Raw genomic sequence first — 22,319 nt, 5'->3', positions numbered from 1 at the left:
GTCGACACCCTGGAAATCTGGACTTTCGGGGCCGTGATCTTCCTCACGAGACTTCGAGAAAGTGACTCGCGAGTAGGTCGCGAACGCCCTGCCTGGGACTGTTACCGGGATTTTCAGAAACCTGAGGAACCCCTCATATTTATTGTTACCAATTCGTGACCTCCTTGACGGACGGTCGATCCCGTGCGTTCCGGGCCACAATCTGTCGGACCCCCTCGCTACGTTCAGCGCGTCCACACCGGACAACTTCTCGGGGGGAGAAATCATGAAAGACACAGACGTAGTCAGAGCGGCCGAATTCATCGGCGCCGAGCTTCCGTGCGAGGCGTGGCCGCATTGGAACCAGGGATGGCCGCGCGAGTCCGAAGCCGCCCTTCTCGATGCGATCTTCTCGTCGCGCGCCGCCTATGGAACACCGAAGACCGGAGTCCGCGCCGTCGTCGACCGTTGGCGCACACACCGCTCGGTAGCCGCCGACGATCGCCTCGACAGCTTGCCCGCTCTCGCCGCCTTCACCGACCGTGGCGACGAGCTCGCAACGATTCTCGGCAATCGCCAGCGCGTGCCGGGCAACTACTTCACCAAGGCCGAGGGTGCGGCTCGTGCGGCCAAGGCGCTCGTCGAATCCGGTTGCCGGTCCAGTGCCGACGTCGAGGACACCGAAAGCCTCCGTTCGGCAGTCGTCTCCGTTCCGGGGCTCGGCCCCAGGACCTTCGAGACACTGATGTTCCTGTCCGGGAGGTTGACGGTAACTTCGATAGATCTACTTGCACGGTTCGCCACCGAAGCAAGCAGTAGCGAGAAATTGTTGTCGAGCACCGACGCAGCCGAGTTGCTCGTTGCGGTTGCCGAACATCTCGATGTCGATGTTCCAACACTCACCCACGCTGCGTGGCGATATCAACGCACCGCTGAGCAACCGCGCCGATCGGAGAGATCCGCTACGCCGCCGGCAGCGGATCCACTTGCCACAACGGCGTGAGAGCGCCCGGGCACATCCCGACCAGGGTGGTGTGCCCGCGAGCGATTCCACTCGCGTATCCTTTGAATTCCGCGCGCGAGTGGCGGAATTGGCAGACGCGCTGGATTTAGGTTCCAGTGTCTCAGGACGTGGGGGTTCAAGTCCCCCCTCGCGCACAACGAAAAGCCCCGCCGGATCAGATCCGGCGGGGCTTTTTCGGTTCTAGATCAGGCTCAGCGCTTTCGAGCCTTGACCGGCGGGGTCATGTATGTCGTCCGGCTCGGCGTCAGCCCCAAACGGACCGAGCTCTCCAACCACGTGATCGCCGACGCCGTCGGATCCACAACCGGAACGTGAATCCCTTTGCCATGCAGCCTGTCTCGGACTGCACTGGTCACACCGAGCATCCCGGTGCAACCGAGAACGACGGAATCGGCCTCGCCGTTCTCCACTGCCACAGACGCCTGAGCGGCCAGTCGATCGATCAGTTCCTCCCGATCGGTGAGGCCCAGCACCGGCATGTCCACGACTCGAATACTGCCCAGCCGACTATCGAGCCCATACCGCCGAGTGAGCGATCGCAGCATCGGCACGACGTTCGGCAGGATAGTCACGACACCGACGCGATCGCCCAGACTCATCGCTGTCAGAAATGACGGCTCGAAGCCGCCGACCACCGGTGCGTCGATGACCTCTCGGGCGGCATGCACTCCGGGATCGGCGAAACACGTGATGAACACACCGTCCACGCCGTCGGCAGCCGCTTCCTCGACCCTCTGCACTATCCCGGGGCCGGCAAGTGCCTCGTCGTACTCGGACTCGATGCTCGCCGTACCGGTAGGCAGCGAAACGACGTCGACCGTCGTGCCGGGCGCCGCCCAGTGCTCCACCTCGGCTGTCACCGCCGGAGTCAGTGTGGTGTCGATGACCGGGCGAATCACTCTGATGTGCATGAAACACTCCCCTGCTTTCGGATACGCGCCGAGGTTATCGATGCAGCACAGCCGGGAGAATGTGTTCAGTGCCCTGGCGTTGCGGGTGAGGATGGGCATAGCGCACAGGTGCTGCGGGACGGCCTCTACGACACGCCGTGGCACGGCCTCTACGACACGCCGTGGCACGGCTTCTACGACACCGTGTCGGAGATCGCAGGGCGAGGCACTATAGCTCTCAGGTACCGTCTTAGTGTGTCCAAGAACGCTACTAAACGCCGACCTGCGCTGATTCTGCTGGTCATCGTGTCAGCTGCCGGCTGCCTCGCGCTCGGCTGGTGGCAGTGGGAGCGCTTCGAAGCCGTCGGAGGCTCGGGACAGAATCTCGGGTACGCGTTCCAGTGGCCGCTGTTCGCGGCGTTTGTCGTGTACGCGTATCGCAAGTTCGTTCAGCTCGAAGACGTGGACCCCGAAGAGGCCGAAGCCGAGGAAGCCGCCGCGGAGCCGCGTGAGATTCCCGCCGACCTCTTGCCGCAACGCCCGCGGGCCGAGTTCGACGATGTGAACCTCGACGTCGACGACCCTGAAGCCCGCCAAATGCTGGAATACAACGACTACCTTGCGCAGCTCGCCGCTCGCGAGTCCGATAGGAGCACGACGTGAGTACCGGTTCGGAAGCGAGCATCGCTACCCCCGCAGTCAACGCAGAAAAGCAGAAGAAGGTTGCGTCGGCGCTGGTCCGATACCGCGTTCTCGCCTGGATCACCGGCCTCTGGCTGCTGTTCCTGACCGGTGAGATGGTCTACAAGTACCTGATTCTCGACAATTCGGCGGACGCGCCGTCGTGGTTGTTCTACATCGGCCAGATCCACGGCCTGTTCTACATGCTCTATCTCGTGTTCACGATCGACTTGGCGATCAAGGCTCGATGGAAGCCCGGTACGACGGTTGCCACCGCGCTTGCCGGCACGATCCCGTTCCTGTCGTTCGTGTTCGAGCACAAGCGGACTGCCCAGGTGAAGCAGGCTTATCAGCTCTGAGAGTTCCGAAAAGTAGAGCCCTGAACGCAGACGCGTTCAGGGCTCTACTTTTCGGATTCGGTTCAGCCGGCCAGCGCCGCCAGAGCCGGAACGAGCTGCACGAGCGCGCGCCCTCGATGTGACGCCGCATCCTTCTCGGCCGGGGTGAGTTCTGCGGCAGAGCGGGTGTCGCCGTCCGGACGGAAGATGGGGTCGTATCCGAAGCCCCCGTCGCCGGCTGGTTCTCGGCCGATCACCCCGCACCATTCGCCGCGCACGACGGTCTCGTCGCCGCCGGGGATCACCAGTGCACAGGCGGAGACGAATGCCGCGCCTCGACGCTCGTCCGGCACGTCTCCCAGCTGAGCCAGGACCAGAGCCGTGTTGGCGCCGTCGTTTCCGTGAGTACCCGACCACCGCGCGGACAGCACACCCGGCATACCGTTGAGTGCGCCGATCTCGACACCGGAATCGTCTGCGATGCAAGGCATTCCGGTTGCAGCTGCTCCGTCACGCGCTTTGGCGAGCGCATTCTCCTCGAACGTCGCTCCGGTCTCGGGGGCTTCGGGGAACGGCGGGACCTCGTCGAGCCCGACCAGTTCGATTCCGTTCACTCCAGCGGCGTCGAGCACCCGGTGAAGTTCCTTCAGTTTCTTGGCATTTCGGCTGGCAACCAATACTCGTACGCTCACAGCTCAGGCACCGAACTTCTTCTTGGGTTCCGGATTCTTCGGTTCGGGTAGCACCCCGGGATACGGCTCGGCCAACGCCTGACGCTGGATCTCGAAAAGTTGCTCACAACCAGCCAGAGCGGAGTCGAGCAGCTTGTCCAGCGTCGAGCGTGGGAAGGTGGCGCCCTCACCGGTTCCCTGAATTTCCACCAGCGTGCCGGTATCGGTGGCCACGACATTCATGTCTACCTCGGCACGCGAATCCTCTTCGTACGGAAGATCGAGGCGCACTCGTCCGTCCACGACGCCGACGCTGACGGCCGCTATGCCACACGAGATGGGCTGAGGGTCGGAGAGCAGGTCGGCGGCGCGCAGGTACGTCACGGCGTCGACCAGGGCCACGTATGCCCCCGTCACTGCCGCGGTGCGGGTGCCGCCGTCGGCTTGGAGGACATCACAGTCGAGGGCGATGGTGTTCTCACCGATTGCCGCGAGATCGATGCACGCTCGAAGTGATCGGCCGATGAGTCGACTGATCTCCTGCGTGCGGCCGCCGACCTTGCCCTTGACCGATTCGCGGCCACTGCGCGTGTGCGTGGCGGCGGGAAGCATCGCGTATTCGGCTGTCAGCCAACCCAAGCCGGAGCCCTTGCGCCAGCGGGGTACACCCTCTTCGACGCTGGCGGTGCACATGACGCGAGTGTTCCCGAACTCGACCAGAACGGATCCGGCCGGATGACTGGTGAACCCGCGGGTGATCTTGACCGTGCGGAGCTCGTCGTCCGCCCTACCGTCTTCTCGTGTAGTCACCTTCGTGAGCCTAGCGGTCGCCCGGTGAGCGCTGCACCGAATGTGAGGGGAATCAGATGTCGTAGACACTTCCGGCGGAGACGGCATGGACCGGTCCGGAGAATTCGGATTTCGCTTCGGCGATCACGTCTTCACGCGATGTCCACGGCGGGATGTGCGTGAGGAGAAGTTCCTTGACGCCGGCGAGGGCAGCCACACGGCCGGCTTCCTTACCGGAGAGGTGAACTCCCTCGGGGCGATCCGGACTGTCGGTCCACGACGCTTCAGAGAGCAACACGTCTGCACCACGCGCGAGTTCGACGACGTTGTCGCACATACCGGTGTCGCCTGTATAGACGAGGACGCGGCCGTCGGCGCCGGTGATCCGGAAACCGTAAGCCTCGGGTGGATGATTCATCCGGCGGGCGACGACGCTCAGTTCACCGAACGTCACCGGCTCGTTCTCGGCCCAGAGCCGGACGTCGATGGTGTCGGAGATGTCGTCCATCTCGCCGGCGCACTCGGCGGAGGACACTCCGATGCGGCACGCGGTGTCGGTGGGGCCGTAAACCAGAGCCCGGCCGACCGGCGGGTTGGGGTGATAGCGACGCCAGACGAGCAGGCCGGGCATGTCGAGACAGTGGTCCGCATGAAGGTGCGAAAGCAGGATCGTCACCTCGCCCGGATCGGCGTATCGCTGCAACGCCCCAAGAACTCCCGGGCCGAAGTCGATCACGAGCGGCGGAGTTCCCGGTGCCGTGAGCAGGTATCCCGAAGCCGGTGAATCCGGACCCGTGACGCTGCCGGAACACCCCAGGACGGTCATGCGCATACCGGTCATGCTGCCACGTCTACCCGTCTGGGAAAAAGCTCTTGGTGGTTTTGGCGCGTCGAAGTCACACCGCAGTGAGGGTGTGACCCACGTCCGTTCAGAAACTCGGTGGTCGAACGGCCGGCGCCGACCCGGCGCGCTTGGCCCTCTCCCCCGACGTCAGCGCCCAGGCAGCAACCACGCCGCCGATCGCTCCGAACAGATGCCCTTGCCAGGAAACCCGTGGATCGCTCGGCAGAACGCCCCACAGCACTCCGCCGTACACGACGAAGACGGCAACGCCGATCAGGATCTGTGTGAAGCTCCGCGTGAAGAACCCGCGCACCAGCAGGTAGGTGACCCAGCCGAAGATCAGCACGGACGCACCGACGTGATTCGAGTTCGAGCCGGCGAACAACCAGGTCCCGACGCCGCCGATCACCCAGATGATGCCGGTCGCCGCGAGTCCCCGCGCAATTCCCGACACCAGCACGAGGTATCCGAGGATCAGCACCGGAATGGTGTTGGCGATCAGATGACCCCAGTCGTCGTGCAGCACCGGGGCGAACAGGATTCCCCACAGGCCGTCGAGCGTGCGCGGGGTGACGCCGGCGTTCTGGACATTCTGACCGGAGATGACATCCACGATCTCGATCACGTAGAGCAGGATCGCGAAGCCGCCCACCAACACGGCCGACTGCTTCCACACCGAGGGCGGACCGGATTTCGGTGCCGGCGTCCGGGTGCCGAAGTCCGGACTGTTGAAATCCATCGTCATCGTGTGCGTCCTCCACCGTCGATCCGGTCTTCTGATCCGGTCACTCGCGACCAGGCTCAATTCGAGATTACCGCCGATTCCAGGAGTGCTGCCTAGAGAAATGCGGACGGGAAGAGTTCGCGGTAGCTCGGGATTCCGGCTACCGACGTGGCGTCGAGAATCGCTGTGACGATCGCACGTTCGACCACCTGGGCCGAAGCCGCGCACACCGCGTCGAGTATCGGCAGATCGTTCGGGAAAGCGTCCGGAACCGTGATCTCCGAATTCGGAGTGTGATCACCGGTGGCGAGCGCAAAGATCGTGTCGCCGTCGAGCGGCGAATGTGCGGGCCGAATCGCTCGGGCCAGGCCGTCATGACCTGCGACGGCGACGCGTCGGCACCCGGCTTTCGTCAAGGCGGCGTCAGTGGCGACCACACCGATCGTGGTGTTGAGGACAGTTCCCTTGGCTGCAACGGCGTTGGCCGCCGCGAGTTCGGACGCGTCGGGGAGCCTGAGGCCGAACGACTCCGCGCCGTCCGAGCCGACGCCCCACGGCAGGCCTGTTCTGGGGTCGAAGACCGAACCCACCGGATTCGCCACGATCAAGGCGGAGACCGTAGTCCCCTCGGCGGGGCCGTCGGCGATCACGACGCTGGCCGTTCCCACCCCACCCTTGAGCGCTCCGGCTCTGGCACCTACCCCCGCGCCGACCGTGCCCGTGGCGAATTCGCGCGAAGCAGTGTCGGCAGCGAGGAATCCGAAATCGCCGGTCGGACGAACGGTCCAGTCCCCCACCGGCAGATCGAAGATCACGGCGCCGGGCACGATCGGTACCACCTGGCCGGGAGCGCCCATCGCGATCCCGTGATCGTGTTCCTCGAGCCAGCGCATCACTCCGTCGGCCGCGGCAAGTCCGTAGGCACTACCGCCGGTCAACAGCACGGCATTGACCTGCTGGACCGAATGGCTCGGGTCGAGCAGATCGGTCTCGCGGGTACCCGGACCGCCGCCCCGGACGTCGACTCCGGCGACCACACCGGCCGACGCGAGCACGACCGTGCAGCCGGTGGCTGCGCCGCTTCCGAGAGTGGCTCCCTCGTCGAGATTGTGGTGATGACCGACGGCGAGGCCGGCGACATCTGTCAGTGAATCAGTGGGCCCGGTCCGCGTCGTGGTCATGGCATGAGCGCCTGGACGAGGGAGTCCTGCATCCACGTCAACCAGTGATAGACGTCGAGATGCGGGGCTCGCGGGTCGTCGGGTTCGAGGCTCTCCGGTGTGTCGGCGTCGATGCCGAGATTGGTTCCGAGCGCGAGACGGACGTCGTTGAGCGAGGACAGCCAGGCGTCGGCCTGTTCCTGCGTGAGAACGACCTTGCCGCCGGCCTCCGGAAGCGAAGCCAACAACATGCGAGCGGACTCACGCTTGGCGTCGATGATCTCGGGTTCGTGCAAACTGCGCAGCGCGCCGTTGACATTGGCGCCGGCGTCGTCGAGATCGTCACTGTCCGGAGCGACCTTGTCCGGATCGGTGCGCTGGAAGTCGGGAAGCAATCGCGCCAACACCGGATTGTCGGGCGTCTCCGAATTTCCGGTACGAAGACCCGTCAGCGCGGCGAGCTCGTCTTGCGGCGCCGAAGACGCGCGCTCGTCGAGAAGCCCGGTCACCGACTCCACGAGCGAGCGCAGAACCGCCGCCTCGTGGCCGTCCATCTCGGACTTGAACTTCACTCCGCCGAGTGAACTCTTCCTACTCCACGTCCGCACGCGTCGGACTCCCGTCTACGAGTTAGGCGAACAAATCGGTCGAAAAAGTGCTTTTCTCAGGTGTCGTCGCGTTGCATCGTGGCCCAGAGACCGGCAGCGTGGAGGCGACGAACATCGGCCTCCATCTTGTCGCGCGAACCGCTCGAGACCACGGCCTTGCCCTCCGAATGGACTTGCATCATCAGGTCGGTGGCCTTGGCTTTGCTGTAGCCGAACAACTTCTGGAACACGTAAGTCACGTAATGCATGAGATTGACCGGGTCGTCCCAGACGATGGTCACCCAGGGCCGATCTGCGGCTTCGATGGTCGAAACAGCCTCCGACTGCTCGGGCGTGGCTTGAGGAGAGGAAGCCGTAGCGCCTCTCATCGTTACGTTCGCCGAGTAAGTGCCGGACACGGTCGCGCCGCCGAAAACCATGTATCCAGGGTACGGCGCGACGAGAGGCGACAACACCCACCCACGTCGTCTCGCGCATAGAGTTGTGTGCGTGCCTACGCAAATTTCCAACATCCGCGACGCCGGTGCCAGCACCGCACTGCTCACCGATCAGTACGAACTGACCATGCTCTCGGCGGCTCTCGCCGACGGATCTGCCTTCCGCAACTGCAGTTTCGAGGTATTTGCACGGCGGCTGCCAGACGGCCGTCGCTACGGCGTCGTCGCCGGTACCGAGCGCCTTCTCGACGCACTCGAGCAGTTCCGGTTCGGTGAACCTGAACTGGCGATCGTTGCAAAATTTCTCGACGACACGACCGTCGAGTGGCTGCGCAACTATCGATTCTCCGGTGACATCGACGGCTACCGCGAGGGAGATTTCTACTTCCCCGGATCACCGATCCTCTCGGTCCGCGGAACGTTCGCCGAGTGCGTCATCCTCGAAACCTTGATTCTCTCGATCCTCAACCACGACAGCGCGATCGCTTCGGCCGCAGCCCGCATGGTGAGCGCAGCGGGCGGTCGACGGATGATCGAGATGGGCTCGCGTCGTACACACGAACAGGCCGCCGTCGCCGCTTCACGTGCCGCGTATCTCGCCGGCTTCGACGCCACCTCCAACCTCGAAGCCGCGCGGCGTCACGACGTACCCAGTGCAGGTACCAGCGCGCACGCCTTCACTCTCCTGCACACCACCGAAGACGGTCCGGACGAGGCAGCGGCATTCCGCGGTCAGGTCGCGGCACTCGGCGTATCCACCACGTTGCTCGTCGATACCTACGACATCACCGAGGGTGTGAAAACGGCTGTCGCCGTTGCCGGTCCCGAGCTGGGCGGGGTTCGCATCGACTCCGGCGATCTCGGCGTTCTTGCTCGTCAGGTACGCCAACAACTCGACGATCTCGGTGCTACCAAAACACGCATCGTCGTCTCCGGCGACCTGGACGAGTACGCGATCGCGGCTCTGCGCGCCGAACCCGTCGACTCGTACGGCGTCGGCACTTCCCTGGTCACCGGATCAGGCGCCCCCACCGCCGGCATGGTCTACAAACTTGTCGAGGTCGACGGAATCGCGGTCGAGAAGAGAAGCACCAACAAGGCATCTCGCGGCGGCGCAAAGAAGGCACTGCGCGTAGTGCGTCCGACCGGAACGATCGTCGAAGAAGTCATCTACCCCGCCGGATCACCGTCACCTGTCTCCGATGCGGACGGCGCGACCGAACTGCTGATCCCGCTGGTTCGCGAAGGCAAGGTCGTCGACAGCGCGCCGACGCTCGAAGAGAGCAGAGCAGTTCTGAAGGCAGGGCTCGTGAGCCTGCCGTGGGAAGGCCTCAAGCTCTCGCGCGGAGACTCGGCTGTGCCCGTTCGATTCACCGGAGGTGAGCACCAGTGAGTGCAAAAGCACTGATAATTGTCGACGTTCAGAACGATTTCTGTGAAGGTGGAGCTCTTGCAGTCGACGGCGGTGCTGCGGTTGCGGGAGCCGTCAACGATTTCGTCAACTCCCACGAGTACGACGCCGTAGTCGCGACTCGCGATTTCCACATCGACCCTGGGGCGCACTTCTCCGAGAATCCCGACTTCATCGACAGCTGGCCGGTTCACTGCGTCGTCGGGACAGCCGGCGCCGAGTTCCATCCGGCGTTCGACGCTTCCGTCGCCGGGTCGGCGATCTTCTCCAAGGGCGCCTACAGCGCGGCCTACTCCGGTTTCGAAGGAGCAGCCGAGGACGGCACGACGCTCGAGGACTGGCTCCGCGCCCACGAGATCACCGACGTCGACGTGATCGGAATTGCCACGGATCACTGTGTCAAGGCCACGGCCGTCGATGCCGCGCGCGCGGGGTTCGCCACGACTGTCCTTCTCCCCTTCACCGCTGGTGTGTCGACCGCCACGATCGAGTCGGCATTGGTGCAGATGCGGGAGGCGGGAGTGCAGCTGATCGGGCGAGACGAGGCCTCGTCGCAAGAAGACTCGAATGCCGGGGAACCACCCCGGGAATCATCCGTGGACGTTTCTGACGTAGGGATCCATTAACCTTCGTGGGTGGCCGATCAACTCCCGAACGTTCCCGAACTGCTCCAGACAGCGGTGCGGTCGCTCGGCGGTGCCGAACGAACCAGTCAGCTGACGATGGCGTCCGCCGTGGCGCACTCGATCGACACCGGCGAGCATCTGGCCGTCCAGGCCGGCACCGGTACCGGTAAGTCGCTCGCCTACCTCGTTCCGAGCCTGCGCCACGCGGTCGAATCGGGACGCACCGTGGTCGTGTCCACCGCCACCATCGCGCTGCAGCGTCAGCTCGTCGACCGAGATCTGCCTCGGCTCGCCGATGCCCTGAAGAAGCCACTCGGCCGACGCGCAGAGTTCGCAATCCTCAAGGGCCGCAACAACTATCTGTGCATGAACAAGATCCATACCGGCGCGTCCGAGCAGCCACCCGAGGACGAGTTGTTCGATCCGTTCACGGTCTCGCGTCTCGGCCGGGAGGTCGTCCGCCTCACCGAATGGTCCTCCGACACCGAAACCGGTGATCGGGACGAATTGGTGCCGGGCGTATCCGATCAGGCGTGGCGGCAGGTCAGTGTCACCTCCCGCGAATGCATCGGTAAGAACCAGTGCCCGGTCGGTGAGGACTGCTTCGCCGAGCGCGCCCGAGTCGAGGCGTCGAAGGCCGACGTAGTGGTCACCAACCACGCACTGCTCGCGATCGACGCCATCACCGGCATCCAGATCCTGCCTGACCACGACGTCGTGGTGATCGACGAGGCCCACGAGTTGGTCGACCGCGTCACCGGCGTCGCCACGGCCGATCTCACTGCCGCCTCGATCAGTGCCGCGGCCCGGCGTTGCGGCAAGATCGCCGAAGAGCAGGATGCCGATCGCCTCGAAGCTGCCGGCGAGGGGTGGGCTGGACTCCTCGAGGAATTGCGCCCAGGTCGCTGGGAAGGCCTCCCGGACGGGGCGGCACCCGCACTGGCTGCGATCCGCGACGCGGCCTGGTCGCTGCGCACCGCTATCGGTCCGGCCAAACCGGGTATGGCTGCTGCAGATCCCGAAGCCGCTGCGGCCCGCAACGCCGCACTCTCGTCCGTCGACGACGTCCACGACAGTGCAGTGCGTATTCTCACCGCTTTCGACGAACCCGACCCGGCCAAGCGCAAGGACGTCGTCTGGCTGTCCTCGGACGAGTTCCGCGGATCGGTGCGGCGCTCCGTCCGGATGGCTCCGCTCTCGGTCGGCGGATTGCTGCGCTCGCGACTGTTCGCCGAATCCACCGTCGTTCTCACTTCCGCGACACTGACCGTCGGCGGATCGTTCGACGGTCTCGCCGTCAACTGGGGTCTTCCTGCGGAATCGTCCGCGCGCCCCGACTCGGGTACCGCCATCGGCACCGAAGCACCTTCTGACGCTTCGGCTTTCCGCTGGAACTCACTCGACGTCGGGTCGCCCTTCGACCATGCAAAGGCCGGCATCATCTACATTGCCCGCCACCTCCCTACGCCCGGCCGCGACGGCCTCTCCCCGGTCTATCTCGACGAGATCGCCGAACTCGTCGAGGCTGCGGGCGGACGCGCCCTCGGCCTGTTCTCTTCGATGCGCGCCGCCAAAGCCGCCTCGGAGGCGATGCGTGAACGCCTCGACACCCCCATCCTGTGCCAGGGCGACGACGCCACTGGCACCCTCGTCAAGGCCTTCGCCAAGGACGAACCCACGTCACTGTTCGGCACGTTGTCCCTGTGGCAAGGCGTCGATGTTCCGGGTCCGTCACTGAGCCTCGTCATCTTGGACCGGATTCCGTTCCCGCGCCCGGACGACCCACTGTTGATGGCTCGCCAGCAGGCTATCGAATCCCATGGCGGTAACGGCTTTCTCAGCGTCTCGGCCAATCACGCGGCGCTGCTCCTGGCACAGGGCGTGGGTCGCCTGCTTCGTAGCACCGACGACAAAGGTGTGGTGGCCGTGCTCGATCCGCGTCTGGCCACGGCGAGATACGCGGGTTACCTTCGCGCATCGCTGCCTCCGTTCTGGGAGACGACCAACCCCGAAGTCGTCCGCAAGGCACTCACCCGCATCCGCGACTCACGTCCCTGACCCAGTTCTCACGCGGGCACAATTCTGCCCCGGTACCGACCGAACGGACCGGGGCAGAATGCAATACGTCAGACGCTCGGAGTGGTCACCAACCCGAGTTCGGACGCATCGACCAACAACCGGTGATGCGGCAGCACCCGCACGGTGTATCCCACGGAGCCGGAGACCGGAAGCGCAACCTCGGCTTCGAAGATCTCGGTTCCGTCCTCGGCGCCGAAGTGCGTCATCGGGAACGTCACCACGTCGGTGAGTTCCTCGCCTGGGCTGACGCGTCCCAGGACTGCCTGAACCTCCACATCCGAGACCGACAAGCCGCCGAGGCGGACCTTGGCCTTCAAAGAGATGGTCGCACCGATCTCCGGGGTGTCCGGCAAGCCGGAACCGTCCACCTGCTCGACGACGACCGACGGCCACTGCGATTCGATGCGACGACGGAACTCGGCCACCTCACGCGCGCCGGCAAAATCATCCGCCACTACCGCTCGAGCTGATTCCGCCGAAGGGGCGTAGTAGTCGACGGCGTAGTCACGAACCATGCGTGATGCCAACACCTTCGGGCCCAGATTCTCGAGGGTGTGGCGAACCCTCTCGACCCAGCGCGTCGGCAGATCGGCTGCATCACGGTCGTAGAACGTCGGCAGTACCGCGTGCTCGAGAAGTTCGTAGAGGGCGCTGGCTTCCAGATCGTCACGCCGCACGTCGTCGAGAACACCGTCGGCCGTCGGAATGGCCCACCCGTTCTCGCCGTCGTACATCTCGTCCCACCATCCGTCGCGAATGGAGAGGTTGAGGCCGCCGTTGAGCGCGGATTTCATGCCGGAAGTACCGCACGCCTCGAGGGGGCGAAGCGGGTTGTTGAGCCACACGTCGCAGCCCCAGTACAAGTAGCGGGCCATCGACATGTCGTAATCAGGCAGGAAGACGATGCGGTGACGCACATCCGCTTCGTCGGCGAACCGCACGACCTGCTGGATGAGTGCCTTACCGCCGTCGTCGGCGGGGTGCGACTTGCCGGCCACCACCAACTGCACCGGACGTTTCTCGTCGAGCAACATCGCACGCAGACGCTCGGGATCACGCAGCATCAGCGTCAACCGCTTGTACGTCGGAACGCGCCTGGCGAATCCGACTGTCAAGACGTTGGGATCGAATACTCCAGTGGTCCAGCCGAGTTCGGCCTCGGTCGCGCCGCGTTCGAGCCAGGACGCTCGGACGCGACGACGAACTTCGTCGACCAACTTGCCGCGCAACGCATTACGTGTTTCCCACAGTTCGGTTGCCGACAACTCGTGCAGGCGCTCCCACCCGCGTGCTTCTTCGAGTTGCTCCTGACCGACGATCCGCCTGGCCACGTCCATCCACTCCGGCGCCGCCCACGTCGGCGCGTGAACACCGTTGGTGACCGAACCGATCGGCACCTCGTCGGCGTCGAAGCCCGGCCAGAGACCGTTGAACATGTCGCGGCTGACGATGCCGTGCAACTTCGAGACGCCGTTGGCTCGCTGGCCCAGGCGAAGACCCATGTGCGCCATGTTGAAGATCGAAGGATCGGCTTCACGCCCCATCCCGACGATGCGGTCGACGGTCAGGCCGGGAAGCAAACTCGATTCGTTCTCGCCGTTCGCTCCGCCGAAGTAGTGACGGACCAGATCCGCCGGGAAGCGGTCGATTCCGGCGGGAACCGGAGTGTGCGTCGTGAAGACCGTTCCGGCACGGACCGCGGCCAGAGCCGAATCGAAGTCCAGACCGCTGGTGGTGACAAGTTCCCGAATCCGTTCGATGCCGAGGAATCCGGCATGCCCCTCGTTCATGTGGAACACCTCGGGATCGGGCAATCCGTACGCCGCGGTGTAGGCGCGCACCGCGCGGACGCCGCCGATACCCGCGAGGATCTCCTGCTTGATGCGGTGATCCTGGTCCCCGCCGTAGAGACGGTCCGTGACGCCGCGCAGATCCGCGTCGTTCTCGGCGATGTCGGAATCGAGCAGCAGCAACGGCACTCGTCCGACCTGAGCGATCCACACTCGCGCACGCAGCACCCGGCCACCGGGCATGGCGACGTGAATGACGACCGGCGATCCGTCTTCGGAAGCCGGGCCTGCGTCCGTCAGCAAACGAAGAGGCAACCCTTGAGGGTCGTGCGGCGGGTAGTGCTCGGCCTGCCAACCGTCGGCGGTCAGCGACTGGCGGAAGTAGCCGGATCGGTAGAGCAGTCCGACGCCGATGAGCGGCAGCCCGAGGTCGGACGCGGCCTTGAGGTGATCGCCCGCCAGGATGCCCAATCCACCGGAGTAGTTGGGCAGAACTTCGCTGACTCCGAACTCCATGGAGAAGTACGCAATTCCGCCGGCTAACGATGTGCCCTTGGCCTGCTGGGACTGATACCAACGCGGGGTGCTCAGATAAGCATCGAGATCGGCTGCTGCAGTGTCGAGGTCACCGAGAAATGCCTCGTCACTGCTGAGTTCGTCGAGACGGGTGGGGTCGACTTCCCCGAGCATGCGGACCGGATCGAACTGGACTGCTTGCCAGAGTTCGGGGTCGAGTCGCGAGAACAGATCCTGTGTCTCGGGATGCCACGACCACCGAAGGTTGGTGGACAGGGGGCCGAGCGCGGCGAGGCGCTCCGGAAGGTGGGCTCGGACAGTGAACCGACGCAAGGCTTTCACCCCGCGAACCCTAGTCGAGTTCCTTGCACTCTGTCCGGTGGAACCGAACGCCCGAGCCGACCTGACCACCGACAGACCCGAATTCGTCGTTATCAGCACTCCAGCGCCGCACCCACTACGGTTGAACCCGGCGAAAGAAAGTTTTACCGCGATCCATCACCAGAAATGGAGCTTCCCGTGTCAGGACGCCTCGGTATCGACGACGTGGTACCCGAGATCTCGGGTAACTATCCGGCAAAGGCCGTGGTCGGTGAAGTCTTCCCAGTGCACGCAACCGTGTGGCGAGAAGGCCACGACGCCATTTCCGCCACTTTGGTCGTGCGTGGTCCGCGCGGTACCAAGCCGCTGCGCATTCCGATGGACCCCGGCACCGAACCGGACACCGTCGACGCGGTGTTCACACCGTCCGCCGAAGGTATGTGGTCGTTCCGGATCGAGGCGTGGAGCGATCCCATCGCCACCTGGAAGCACGCCGTGGAAGCGAAACTCGCCGTCGGGCAAGGGGCGGCCGAGTTGGCCAACGACCTGGAAATCGGTGCGCGCCTGTTCGAACAGGCCGCGCACGAGGTACCGCGGGGCAACAGGTCCAGGCTCGAGGCCGTCACGGCGTCGCTGCGCAGCGATCAGGCGCTGACTGCTCGCGTCGCGCCGGCCTTCGCCTCCGACGTCGCCGAACTGCTCCGCGCCACTCCGCTCCGTGAACTGGTCACCAAGGGCGAGTCCCACCCCGTCGTCGTCGATCGCAACCGTGCACTGTTCGGATCGTGGTACGAGTTCTTCCCCCGCTCGACGGGCGGTTGGGACGAGAACGGGGTGCCGCAACACGGTACTTTCCGAACCTCGGCCGAAGACCTACCCCGCATCGCCGCAATGGGTTTCGACGTCGTCTACCTTCCGCCGATCCATCCCATCGGCGAGATCAACCGCAAGGGACGCAACAACACTCTCACTCCCGAACCCGGTGACGTCGGCTCGCCGTGGGCCATCGGCTCGGTCGACGGCGGGCACGACGCGGTTCACCCGCAACTCGGCACGCTCAAGGACTTCAAGGCCTTCGTCGCTGCGGCCCGCAAGCTCGATCTCGAAGTGGCATTGGATCTCGCGCTGCAGTGCGCCCCGGATCATCCATGGGCCAAGAAGCATCCGGAGTGGTTCAACGTCCTTCCCGACGGCACCATCGCCTACGCCGAGAACCCGCCCAAGAAGTATCAGGACATCTACCCGATCAACTTCGACACCGATCCTCGCGGTCTGGACAAGGAAATCCTGCGCGTGGTCCGCCACTGGATCAACGCCGGAGTCAAGATCTTTCGTGTCGACAACCCGCACACCAAGCCGCCCAACTTCTGGGAGACACTCATCTCGGAGGTCAAGAAAACCGACCCCGACGTCTTGTTCCTCGCCGAGGCTTTCACTCGTCCGGCGCGCATGTACGGCCTTGCCCGGCGCGGGTTCACGCAGTCGTACACGTACTTCACCTGGCGAGTTGCGAAGTGGGAGCTCACCGAATTCGGTAACGAGCTGGCGGCGAAAGCCGACGAAGCCCGACCGAACCTCTTCGTGAACACGCCGGACATCCTGCACGAGTCCCTCCAGCACGGTGGGCCCGGAATGTTTGCACTGCGAGCAGCTCTCGCCGCCACCCTGGCGCCGACGTGGGGCGTCTACTCCGGTTACGAACTCTACGAACACCAAGCCGTTCGCCCCGGCAGCGAGGAATACCTCGACTCCGAGAAATACCAACTTCGGCCGCGCCGTTTCGCCGAAGCAGCAGCGCGAGGCGAGTCTCTCGAGCCGTGGATCACCGCGCTCAACCGCATCCGGCGTGCACATCCGGCCCTGCAACAGTTGCGGAACCTGCACTTTCACCACATCGACAACGACGCGTTGATCGCCTACTCGAAGTTCGACGCCTCGACCGGTGACGCCGTCCTGACGGTGATCAACCTCAACCCGTTCGCTGCAGAAGAGGGCACCGTCTGGTTGGACATGCCGGCGCTCGGACGCGAATGGCACGACCACATGACCGTGCTCGACGAGGTAACCGGTGAGCAGTTCAATTGGGGCCAAGCCAATTTCGTCCGCCTCGAGCCCTGGCGTTCGGTGGCGCACATCCTCGCGCTCCCACCGGTTCCGTATCCGGCCCGGATCTCTCTGGCCTACCAAGCACGCAATGCGCACCGCGCAGGTGGAGGCAAGTGATGTCAACCGAGAAGTTCCCTTCGGGTATCGCACCGGACAATCACGATCTGGAGCTGTTGGCGCGCGGTGAACATCACGATCCGCACAGTGTCCTCGGCGCCCATCCCCACGCCGACGGCACCGTTCTGCGAGCGTTGCGTCCCAACGCCGAGTCCGTCAGCGCCGTCATCGGCGGCAAAGACTTTCCTCTCGAACATGTTTCGAACGGAATCTTCGTGGCTCTGGTCCCCTACCCCGACCTGATCGACTATCGCTATTCCGTGACGTACCCGGGTGGACACACGGTTCTCGCAGCCGACCCTTACCGATTCCTGCCGACTCTCGGTGAACTCGACCTTCACCTGTTCGGCGAAGGTCGGCACGAACGACTGTGGGACATCCTCGGCGCACATCCGCGTTCTTACGAGACACCGGACGGACCCGTCGACGGCACCTCGTTCGCCGTCTGGGCTCCGGCCGCCCGCGGCGTGACCGTCGTCGGCGACTTCGACGGGTGGAGTGGGCAATTTGCCCCCATGCGAGTCCTCGGATCCACTGGGGTCTGGGAACTCTTCCTGCCCGACATCGCAGTCGGTTCGCTGTACAAGTTCCGGGTCCACGGCCACGACGGCTCCGTTCGCGACAAGGCCGATCCCATGGCATTCGGTACCGAGGTCCCGCCGGCGACTGCATCGCGAGTGACCACCAGTTCGCATGAGTGGAACGACGCGGCCTGGCTCGAAACCCGCGCCGGTGTCGATCCTTCGCAGTCCCCGATGAGCGTGTACGAGGTGCACCTCGGATCGTGGCGTCCGGGACTCGACTACCGGCAGATGGCCGAGCAACTCGCCGTCTACGTCACCGAAACCGGATTCACCCACGTCGAACTGCTGCCCGTCTCCGAGCATCCGTTCGGTGGATCGTGGGGATACCAGGTCACCTCGTACTACGCACCGACCTCCCGCTTCGGCACCCCGGACGACTTCCGCTGGTTCGTCGACCACCTGCACGCCGCAGGGATAGGTGTCATCGTCGACTGGGTGCCTGCACACTTCCCCAAAGACGAGTGGGCCCTGGCTCGTTTCGACGGAACTCCCCTGTACGAGCACGCCGATCCGCGTCGCGGCGAGCAGTTGGACTGGGGCACATACGTATTCGACTTCGGTCGCCGCGAGGTGCGGAACTTCCTCGTCGCCAACGCGCTCTTCTGGCTCGAGGAGTTCCACATCGACGGACTGCGCGTCGACGCCGTCGCATCGATGCTGTACCTGGATTACTCACGCCCGGAAGGTGGATGGACTCCCAACATTCACGGCGGCCGCGAGAATCTCGAAGCCGTTGCGTTCCTGCAGGAGATGAACGCCACCGTCCACAAGAACCATCGAGGAGTCGTCACCGTCGCCGAGGAGTCGACGGCGTGGCCCGGAGTCACTCGGGCGACCAATGTCGGCGGCCTCGGATTCAACATGAAGTGGAACATGGGGTGGATGCACGACACCCTCGGGTTCCTCGGTCACGACCCGGTACACCGGACCTACCACCATCACGAGATCACGTTCTCACTGATGTACGCGTGGAGTGAGAACTACCTGCTACCGATCAGCCATGACGAAGTGGTGCACGGCAAAGGAACTCTGTGGACCCGGATGCCCGGGAACGACTTCGCCAAGGCGTCCGGCCTGCGCTCACTGCTTGCATACATGTGGGCGCATCCAGGCAAGCAACTGCTGTTCATGGGACAGGAATTCGGTCAGAGTGCGGAATGGTCGGAAGAACGCGGCCTCGACTGGTGGCAGCTCGACGATCAGTACACCGGCACTCTCCATCGCGGCGTCCAGCGACTGGTCGGCGATCTCAACTCCGCGTACCGACGTCATCCGGCCATGTGGACCCTCGACACCTCGCCCGGTGGATACTCCTGGATCGACGCCAACGACACCGAGAACAACGTCCTCAGTTTTCTGCGTTACGGTACTGACGGTTCGATTGTCGCCTGCCTGTTCAACTTCTCGGGCAGTGAGCACTCGAGCTACCGCGTCGGGCTACCAGAGCCCGGCCGATGGGTGGAAATTCTCAACACCGATGCCGAGGTGTACGGCGGCTCCGGAGTCGGGAACCTCGGAGCGGTCACAGCAACGTCGCATTCGTGGCACGGTCGGCCAGCCTCCGCACAGGTGGCGCTGCCAGCTGCTGGAGCGATTTGGATAAGTCTGGAGCGTTGATGGTCGGCCGGCGAGTAGTCATTGTCACGTCGTCACTGTTGGCAGTGGCAGCACTGCTCGCCGGTTGTGCCCAGGGAACGAGTGGCCACGCCGTCTCGATTTATCACGATCCCTTCCGCGTCGCCGGACTCGACGCAACGGCAGGACCAAGTGGGTTGCGTCCGGGAGCCCCCAACGCCGACCGAGCAATCACCGGCACCGACGGCGGGGACATCGACGCGCTGGCAGCCAACGCCATCACAGACATCGAAACCTACTGGGCCGCCGAGTACCCGGCTCTGTTCGACAAGCCCTTCGAACCGGTCGACGAGCTGATCTCGTGGGACCCCACCGAATCGAACGGCCCGGACTTCTGTGAGGAGACCACCGAAGAACTCATCAACGCCGGGTACTGCAGCATCGATCACACCATCGGTTGGGATCGTGAATTGCTGCTGCCCGAGGTGCGGGAGAAGTTCGGTGAAGTGGCCGTCGCGTTCATCTTTGCGCACGAGTACGGCCATGCCGTTCAACGCAAGGCCGGGATCGTCGGCGGTAAACGAGACGCAGCCCTGGTGCGCGAACAGCAAGCCGACTGTTTCGGTGGCGCCTTCTTGCGGCACGTCGCCGAGGACAAGGCCGCACACTTCACGATGAACACCTCCGACGGACTCAACAAGGTGTTGGCGTCGGCGGTCGCCATCCGCGACGAAGACCCTAATGATCCTGAGAGCCACCATGGTTCGGCGTTCGAGCGCGTCACCGCCACTCAGATCGGCTTCACCGACGGCGCCGGTGCGTGCGCGAAGATGGACGCCGACGAAATCGAGTCACGACGTGCAGACCTCCCGCAGCAGTTCGCCGAGGGCAACGATTCCGGAGAACTGCCCGTCACCGAGGCAACTCTCGACGAGTTCGTGAAGACCTTCCAAGCGATCTTCGATCTACCTCAGCCACCGAAGGTCGTGTTCACCGGCGCAGACACCGGGTGCAGCGATGCCGTTGCGACCGAACCCGTCTCGTACTGCCCGTCGACGAACACCATCGGAATCAGCGTCGACGACCTTGCCGAGCGCGGCACGCCGGGTCGCGTCGGGCGACGCGAGTTGATCCAGACCAACATCACCGGTGACTACAACGCCTATGTCCTGCTCGCGTCGAGGTACACCCTCGCGATGCAGAAGGAGAACGGCCAATCGCTCGACACTCCGCAGACTGCCCTGCGCGCCGCCTGCCTGTCCGGCGTCATCACCGCAGCGCTCAGTCCCACCAACGCCGCGGCGTCCGGAGCACAGGTCACACTCTCCCCCGGCGACCTCGACGAAGCCGTATCGGGGCTGCTGACCGACGGCCTGGCTGCCAGTGATGTCAACGGTGAGACGGTTCCGAGCGGGTTCGCACGTGTCGACGCGTTCCGGACCGGCGTTCTCGGTGGCCGGGAAGTGTGCGACAGCCGCTACACGGAGTAGCGACTGCCGGTCCACACGTCAGTAGAGAGCGGAAGCCAACTTACGACGGGCCGCGATGACGATCGGTTCTGCCGGGTCGAACAGTTCGAACAGTTCGAGCAGGCGCGTCCGAGCGGCAGCCTTGTCGTCGCCGGCAGTTCGCGAGACCACCGAGATCAAGCGGGCGAACGACGCCTCGGGTTGCTGGGCGAACATTTCCAGGTCGGCCGCAGCGAACTGCAGTTCGAGATCGGACGGATCAGCATCCGCGGCCGCAATCGACTCGGGATCGACACCCTGAACCCGAGCCATGAACTTCACCTGGCGGACAGCGCTCTTGGCCTCCGCATTGTTGGGTTCGGCGTCGAGAATTTCCTGGTACGCAGCGATGGCGGCGTCGAGATCGCCCTCGTCCAGCGCGGTTTCAGCGGCCACGAAGCGAGGATCCTCGACCTCCTCCACCGGTTCGTCCGCGTCGGAGACCGGCCCACTCAACTTGCCCTCGACAGCTTGGAGGACTGCGTCGAACCACTGGCTGAGCTGCGCCTCTGGCTGAGCGCCCTGAAAATCGGCCAACGGCTGACCAGCCGCGACAGCAACAACCGTCGGAACCGACTGGACACCGAATGCCTGCGCGATACGAGGGCTCACGTCGACGTCGACGTTGGCAAGAATCCACTTGCCGCCGGCTCGCGCTGCAAATGATTCGAGAACTTCGGTGAATACGACCGAGGGCTCGTATGCGCGGCCACCGATGTTGACGATCACCGGCACCTGGCTCGACTTCAGCAGGACTTCGCTTTCGAAGTTCTCCTCGGTCACCTCGATCACTGCCCCGGAGACAGCAGAAACGGCCCCGTCGCCGCTGGTGTTACGCGGCGGTGGTGGGGCCGTGGCCCGCTCTTTGAAGGCGGACAAGTCGACTGCGCCGCTCATGGCGGCAGCAACTGCGGACGAATGCGCGGGGGGCCTGGAACCTGGTCGAGTCACGGCTCCCAGTTTGTCACGAGTTGCGAGAAGCTACGTAGAGGGATGCAGCACTCAGACGAGCGCCGCGTTGCCCTTGGACGCCTCGAACTCCGTGGACAGCTCACCGAGCTTGCCGTTTCGCACTGCCCAGCGTTCGAAGATGACGGTGCCGAAGGGCGGAACGCTCGAGATCAGCGCAAGGATCGTGGTCTTGACGTCCCACTTGAGCGACCACGCGGTCAGGAGTGCAACAACGATGAACACCAGGAAGCCGGCGGTTCCGTGGACCATTCCGGGGATGCGAATCGCTTCTTCGTGTCCGAGGACCCACTTGAAGAACATGGCAACCAGCAAGGCCGCCCAGGTCACAGCTTCCCACCACGCCACCAGACGGAAGCGTTTCGCGGGAGTGGATACGTCAAAGATGTTCGCCATGAGGCCATTGTGCCCGAACAACTACGACGCCCCGTAGTTGTGTGAGCAAAACCACGGGGCGTCGCAGAGCGAGAGCGCTCGTTCAGGTGTATTTAGACACTCAGGCCTTGGGGACGCGGACGATGAGTGCGTCGCCTTGTCCGCCGCCGCCGCAGAGTGCGGCTGCGCCGATGCCG

At 64.3% G+C, this 22,319-nt stretch carries 20 protein-coding genes and 1 tRNA gene; 10 read left to right on the top strand and 11 right to left on the bottom strand.

Annotated elements, in window-relative coordinates; all coding sequences use genetic code 11:
- Positions 1-265: 265 nt before the first annotated feature.
- Entirely contained in the window at positions 266-982 is a 717-nt protein-coding gene (locus M1L53_RS22535; protein ID WP_054187170.1) for a hypothetical protein, read from the top strand.
- Between the two features lie 73 nt (positions 983-1,055).
- Positions 1,056-1,137 (top strand) — tRNA-Leu (locus M1L53_RS22530).
- A 57-nt stretch (positions 1,138-1,194) separates the two neighbouring features.
- Here M1L53_RS22530 and M1L53_RS22525 read toward each other — a convergent pair.
- Positions 1,195-1,914 carry an aspartate/glutamate racemase family protein gene (locus tag M1L53_RS22525; RefSeq protein ID WP_054187171.1) on the bottom strand — a complete coding sequence of 240 codons (720 nt, stop codon included), beginning with the start codon at positions 1,912-1,914 and terminating at the stop codon, positions 1,195-1,197.
- A 234-nt stretch (positions 1,915-2,148) separates the two neighbouring features.
- Between M1L53_RS22525 and M1L53_RS22520 the strand changes: the two genes are divergently transcribed.
- Together M1L53_RS22520 and M1L53_RS22515 are read left to right on the top strand one after the other, a co-directional pair.
- The gene (locus tag M1L53_RS22520; protein WP_020970031.1) at positions 2,149-2,556 is read left to right on the top strand and encodes a hypothetical protein; all 408 of its coding nucleotides are present in this window, start codon (positions 2,149-2,151) and stop codon (positions 2,554-2,556) included.
- On the top strand, positions 2,553-2,933 hold the full coding sequence (locus M1L53_RS22515) for a DUF3817 domain-containing protein (RefSeq protein WP_003945334.1): 381 nt from the start codon (positions 2,553-2,555) through the stop codon (positions 2,931-2,933). The genes M1L53_RS22520 and M1L53_RS22515 overlap by 4 nt, the downstream gene beginning before the upstream one ends.
- A gap of 62 nt (positions 2,934-2,995) precedes the next feature.
- Here the strand turns inward: M1L53_RS22515 and rdgB are convergent, their stop codons facing one another.
- The 7 genes from rdgB to clpS form a co-directional block, all read right to left on the bottom strand.
- Positions 2,996-3,604: an RdgB/HAM1 family non-canonical purine NTP pyrophosphatase gene (gene rdgB, locus M1L53_RS22510; RefSeq protein ID WP_054187172.1), complete on the bottom strand. Its 609-nt coding sequence runs from the start codon at positions 3,602-3,604 to the stop codon at positions 2,996-2,998.
- A 3-nt stretch (positions 3,605-3,607) separates the two neighbouring features.
- The gene (gene rph, locus M1L53_RS22505) at positions 3,608-4,393 is read right to left on the bottom strand and encodes a ribonuclease PH (RefSeq protein WP_003945332.1); all 786 of its coding nucleotides are present in this window, start codon (positions 4,391-4,393) and stop codon (positions 3,608-3,610) included.
- A 52-nt stretch (positions 4,394-4,445) separates the two neighbouring features.
- Positions 4,446-5,204 (bottom strand): cyclic nucleotide-degrading phosphodiesterase, encoded by a 759-nt coding sequence (locus M1L53_RS22500; RefSeq protein WP_007733274.1) that lies wholly within the window; start codon positions 5,202-5,204, stop codon positions 4,446-4,448.
- A gap of 97 nt (positions 5,205-5,301) precedes the next feature.
- Positions 5,302-5,961, bottom strand: coding sequence for a rhomboid family intramembrane serine protease (locus M1L53_RS22495; RefSeq protein ID WP_007733273.1), 660 nt, complete (start codon positions 5,959-5,961; stop codon positions 5,302-5,304).
- Positions 5,962-6,053: 92 nt separating this feature from the next.
- Positions 6,054-7,121, bottom strand: a complete 1,068-nt coding sequence (locus tag M1L53_RS22490; protein ID WP_054187173.1) for a P1 family peptidase — start codon at positions 7,119-7,121, stop codon at positions 6,054-6,056.
- A complete protein-coding gene (locus M1L53_RS22485) occupies positions 7,118-7,708 on the bottom strand; it encodes a DUF2017 domain-containing protein (RefSeq protein ID WP_003945318.1) in 591 nt (196 codons plus the stop codon). Before M1L53_RS22485 ends, M1L53_RS22490 begins: the two co-directional genes overlap by 4 nt.
- Before the next feature lie 56 nt (positions 7,709-7,764).
- Positions 7,765-8,076, bottom strand: coding sequence for an ATP-dependent Clp protease adapter ClpS (gene clpS / locus M1L53_RS22480; protein ID WP_037132099.1), 312 nt, complete (start codon positions 8,074-8,076; stop codon positions 7,765-7,767).
- A gap of 121 nt (positions 8,077-8,197) precedes the next feature.
- On the opposite strand from clpS, the gene M1L53_RS22475 reads away from it, so the two are divergent.
- From M1L53_RS22475 to M1L53_RS22465, 3 genes are read left to right on the top strand one after another with little or no spacing between them, the layout of a single operon-like run.
- Positions 8,198-9,538 (top strand): nicotinate phosphoribosyltransferase, encoded by a 1,341-nt coding sequence (locus tag M1L53_RS22475; protein WP_054187174.1) that lies wholly within the window; start codon positions 8,198-8,200, stop codon positions 9,536-9,538.
- A complete protein-coding gene (locus M1L53_RS22470; protein WP_042446164.1) occupies positions 9,535-10,182 on the top strand; it encodes a nicotinamidase in 648 nt (215 codons plus the stop codon). Before M1L53_RS22475 ends, M1L53_RS22470 begins: the two co-directional genes overlap by 4 nt.
- A gap of 9 nt (positions 10,183-10,191) precedes the next feature.
- Positions 10,192-12,240 carry an ATP-dependent DNA helicase gene (locus tag M1L53_RS22465; RefSeq protein ID WP_050656794.1) on the top strand — a complete coding sequence of 683 codons (2,049 nt, stop codon included), beginning with the start codon at positions 10,192-10,194 and terminating at the stop codon, positions 12,238-12,240.
- 68 nt (positions 12,241-12,308) lie between these two features.
- Here the strand turns inward: M1L53_RS22465 and glgP are convergent, their stop codons facing one another.
- Positions 12,309-14,909: an alpha-glucan family phosphorylase gene (gene glgP, locus M1L53_RS22460; protein WP_007733263.1), complete on the bottom strand. Its 2,601-nt coding sequence runs from the start codon at positions 14,907-14,909 to the stop codon at positions 12,309-12,311.
- Positions 14,910-15,086: 177 nt separating this feature from the next.
- On the opposite strand from glgP, the gene M1L53_RS22455 reads away from it, so the two are divergent.
- Genes M1L53_RS22455 through M1L53_RS22445 form a run of 3 tightly spaced genes read left to right on the top strand, consistent with a single transcriptional unit; the run spans position 15,087 to position 20,760 of the window.
- Entirely contained in the window at positions 15,087-17,111 is a 2,025-nt protein-coding gene (locus M1L53_RS22455; protein WP_050656814.1) for an alpha-1,4-glucan--maltose-1-phosphate maltosyltransferase, read from the top strand.
- On the top strand, positions 17,111-19,312 hold the full coding sequence (glgB, locus tag M1L53_RS22450; RefSeq protein WP_054187175.1) for a 1,4-alpha-glucan branching protein GlgB: 2,202 nt from the start codon (positions 17,111-17,113) through the stop codon (positions 19,310-19,312). The genes M1L53_RS22455 and glgB overlap by 1 nt, the downstream gene beginning before the upstream one ends.
- Positions 19,312-20,760 (top strand): neutral zinc metallopeptidase, encoded by a 1,449-nt coding sequence (locus tag M1L53_RS22445; protein WP_003945377.1) that lies wholly within the window; start codon positions 19,312-19,314, stop codon positions 20,758-20,760. The genes glgB and M1L53_RS22445 overlap by 1 nt, the downstream gene beginning before the upstream one ends.
- Positions 20,761-20,778: 18 nt before the next feature.
- Here the strand turns inward: M1L53_RS22445 and M1L53_RS22440 are convergent, their stop codons facing one another.
- Both M1L53_RS22440 and M1L53_RS22435 read right to left on the bottom strand, forming a co-directional pair.
- The gene (locus tag M1L53_RS22440) at positions 20,779-21,675 is read right to left on the bottom strand and encodes a tetratricopeptide repeat protein (RefSeq protein ID WP_030537899.1); all 897 of its coding nucleotides are present in this window, start codon (positions 21,673-21,675) and stop codon (positions 20,779-20,781) included.
- Positions 21,676-21,780: 105 nt separating this feature from the next.
- On the bottom strand, positions 21,781-22,143 hold the full coding sequence (locus tag M1L53_RS22435; RefSeq protein WP_003945330.1) for a DUF3817 domain-containing protein: 363 nt from the start codon (positions 22,141-22,143) through the stop codon (positions 21,781-21,783).
- Positions 22,144-22,319: the final 176 nt, after the last annotated feature.

It is taken from the genome of Rhodococcus sp. T9N (genome assembly GCF_024436645.1).
Taxonomy (GTDB): Bacteria; Actinomycetota; Actinomycetes; order Mycobacteriales; family Mycobacteriaceae; genus Rhodococcus_F; species Rhodococcus_F qingshengii.
Note: the sequence above shows the minus strand (reverse complement) of the source record. Positions and strands in the feature narration are given on the sequence as shown.

Excerpts from the sequence above, each read along its gene's own strand:
- M1L53_RS22535 (WP_054187170.1), top strand. The coding sequence starts at position 266 with ATGAAAGACACAGACGTAGTCAGAGCGGCCGAATTCATCGGCGCCGAG.
- M1L53_RS22525 (WP_054187171.1), bottom strand. The coding sequence starts at position 1,914 with ATGCACATCAGAGTGATTCGCCCGGTCATCGACACCACACTGACTCCG.
- M1L53_RS22500 (WP_007733274.1), bottom strand. The coding sequence starts at position 5,204 with ATGCGCATGACCGTCCTGGGGTGTTCCGGCAGCGTCACGGGTCCGGAT.
- M1L53_RS22495 (WP_007733273.1), bottom strand. The coding sequence starts at position 5,961 with ATGACGATGGATTTCAACAGTCCGGACTTCGGCACCCGGACGCCGGCA.
- M1L53_RS22490 (WP_054187173.1), bottom strand. The coding sequence starts at position 7,121 with ATGACCACGACGCGGACCGGGCCCACTGATTCACTGACAGATGTCGCC.
- clpS (WP_037132099.1), bottom strand. The coding sequence starts at position 8,076 with ATGAGAGGCGCTACGGCTTCCTCTCCTCAAGCCACGCCCGAGCAGTCG.
- glgB (WP_054187175.1), top strand. The coding sequence starts at position 17,111 with ATGTCAACCGAGAAGTTCCCTTCGGGTATCGCACCGGACAATCACGAT.
- M1L53_RS22445 (WP_003945377.1), top strand. The coding sequence starts at position 19,312 with ATGGTCGGCCGGCGAGTAGTCATTGTCACGTCGTCACTGTTGGCAGTG.
- M1L53_RS22440 (WP_030537899.1), bottom strand. The coding sequence starts at position 21,675 with ATGAGCGGCGCAGTCGACTTGTCCGCCTTCAAAGAGCGGGCCACGGCC.
- M1L53_RS22435 (WP_003945330.1), bottom strand. The coding sequence starts at position 22,143 with ATGGCGAACATCTTTGACGTATCCACTCCCGCGAAACGCTTCCGTCTG.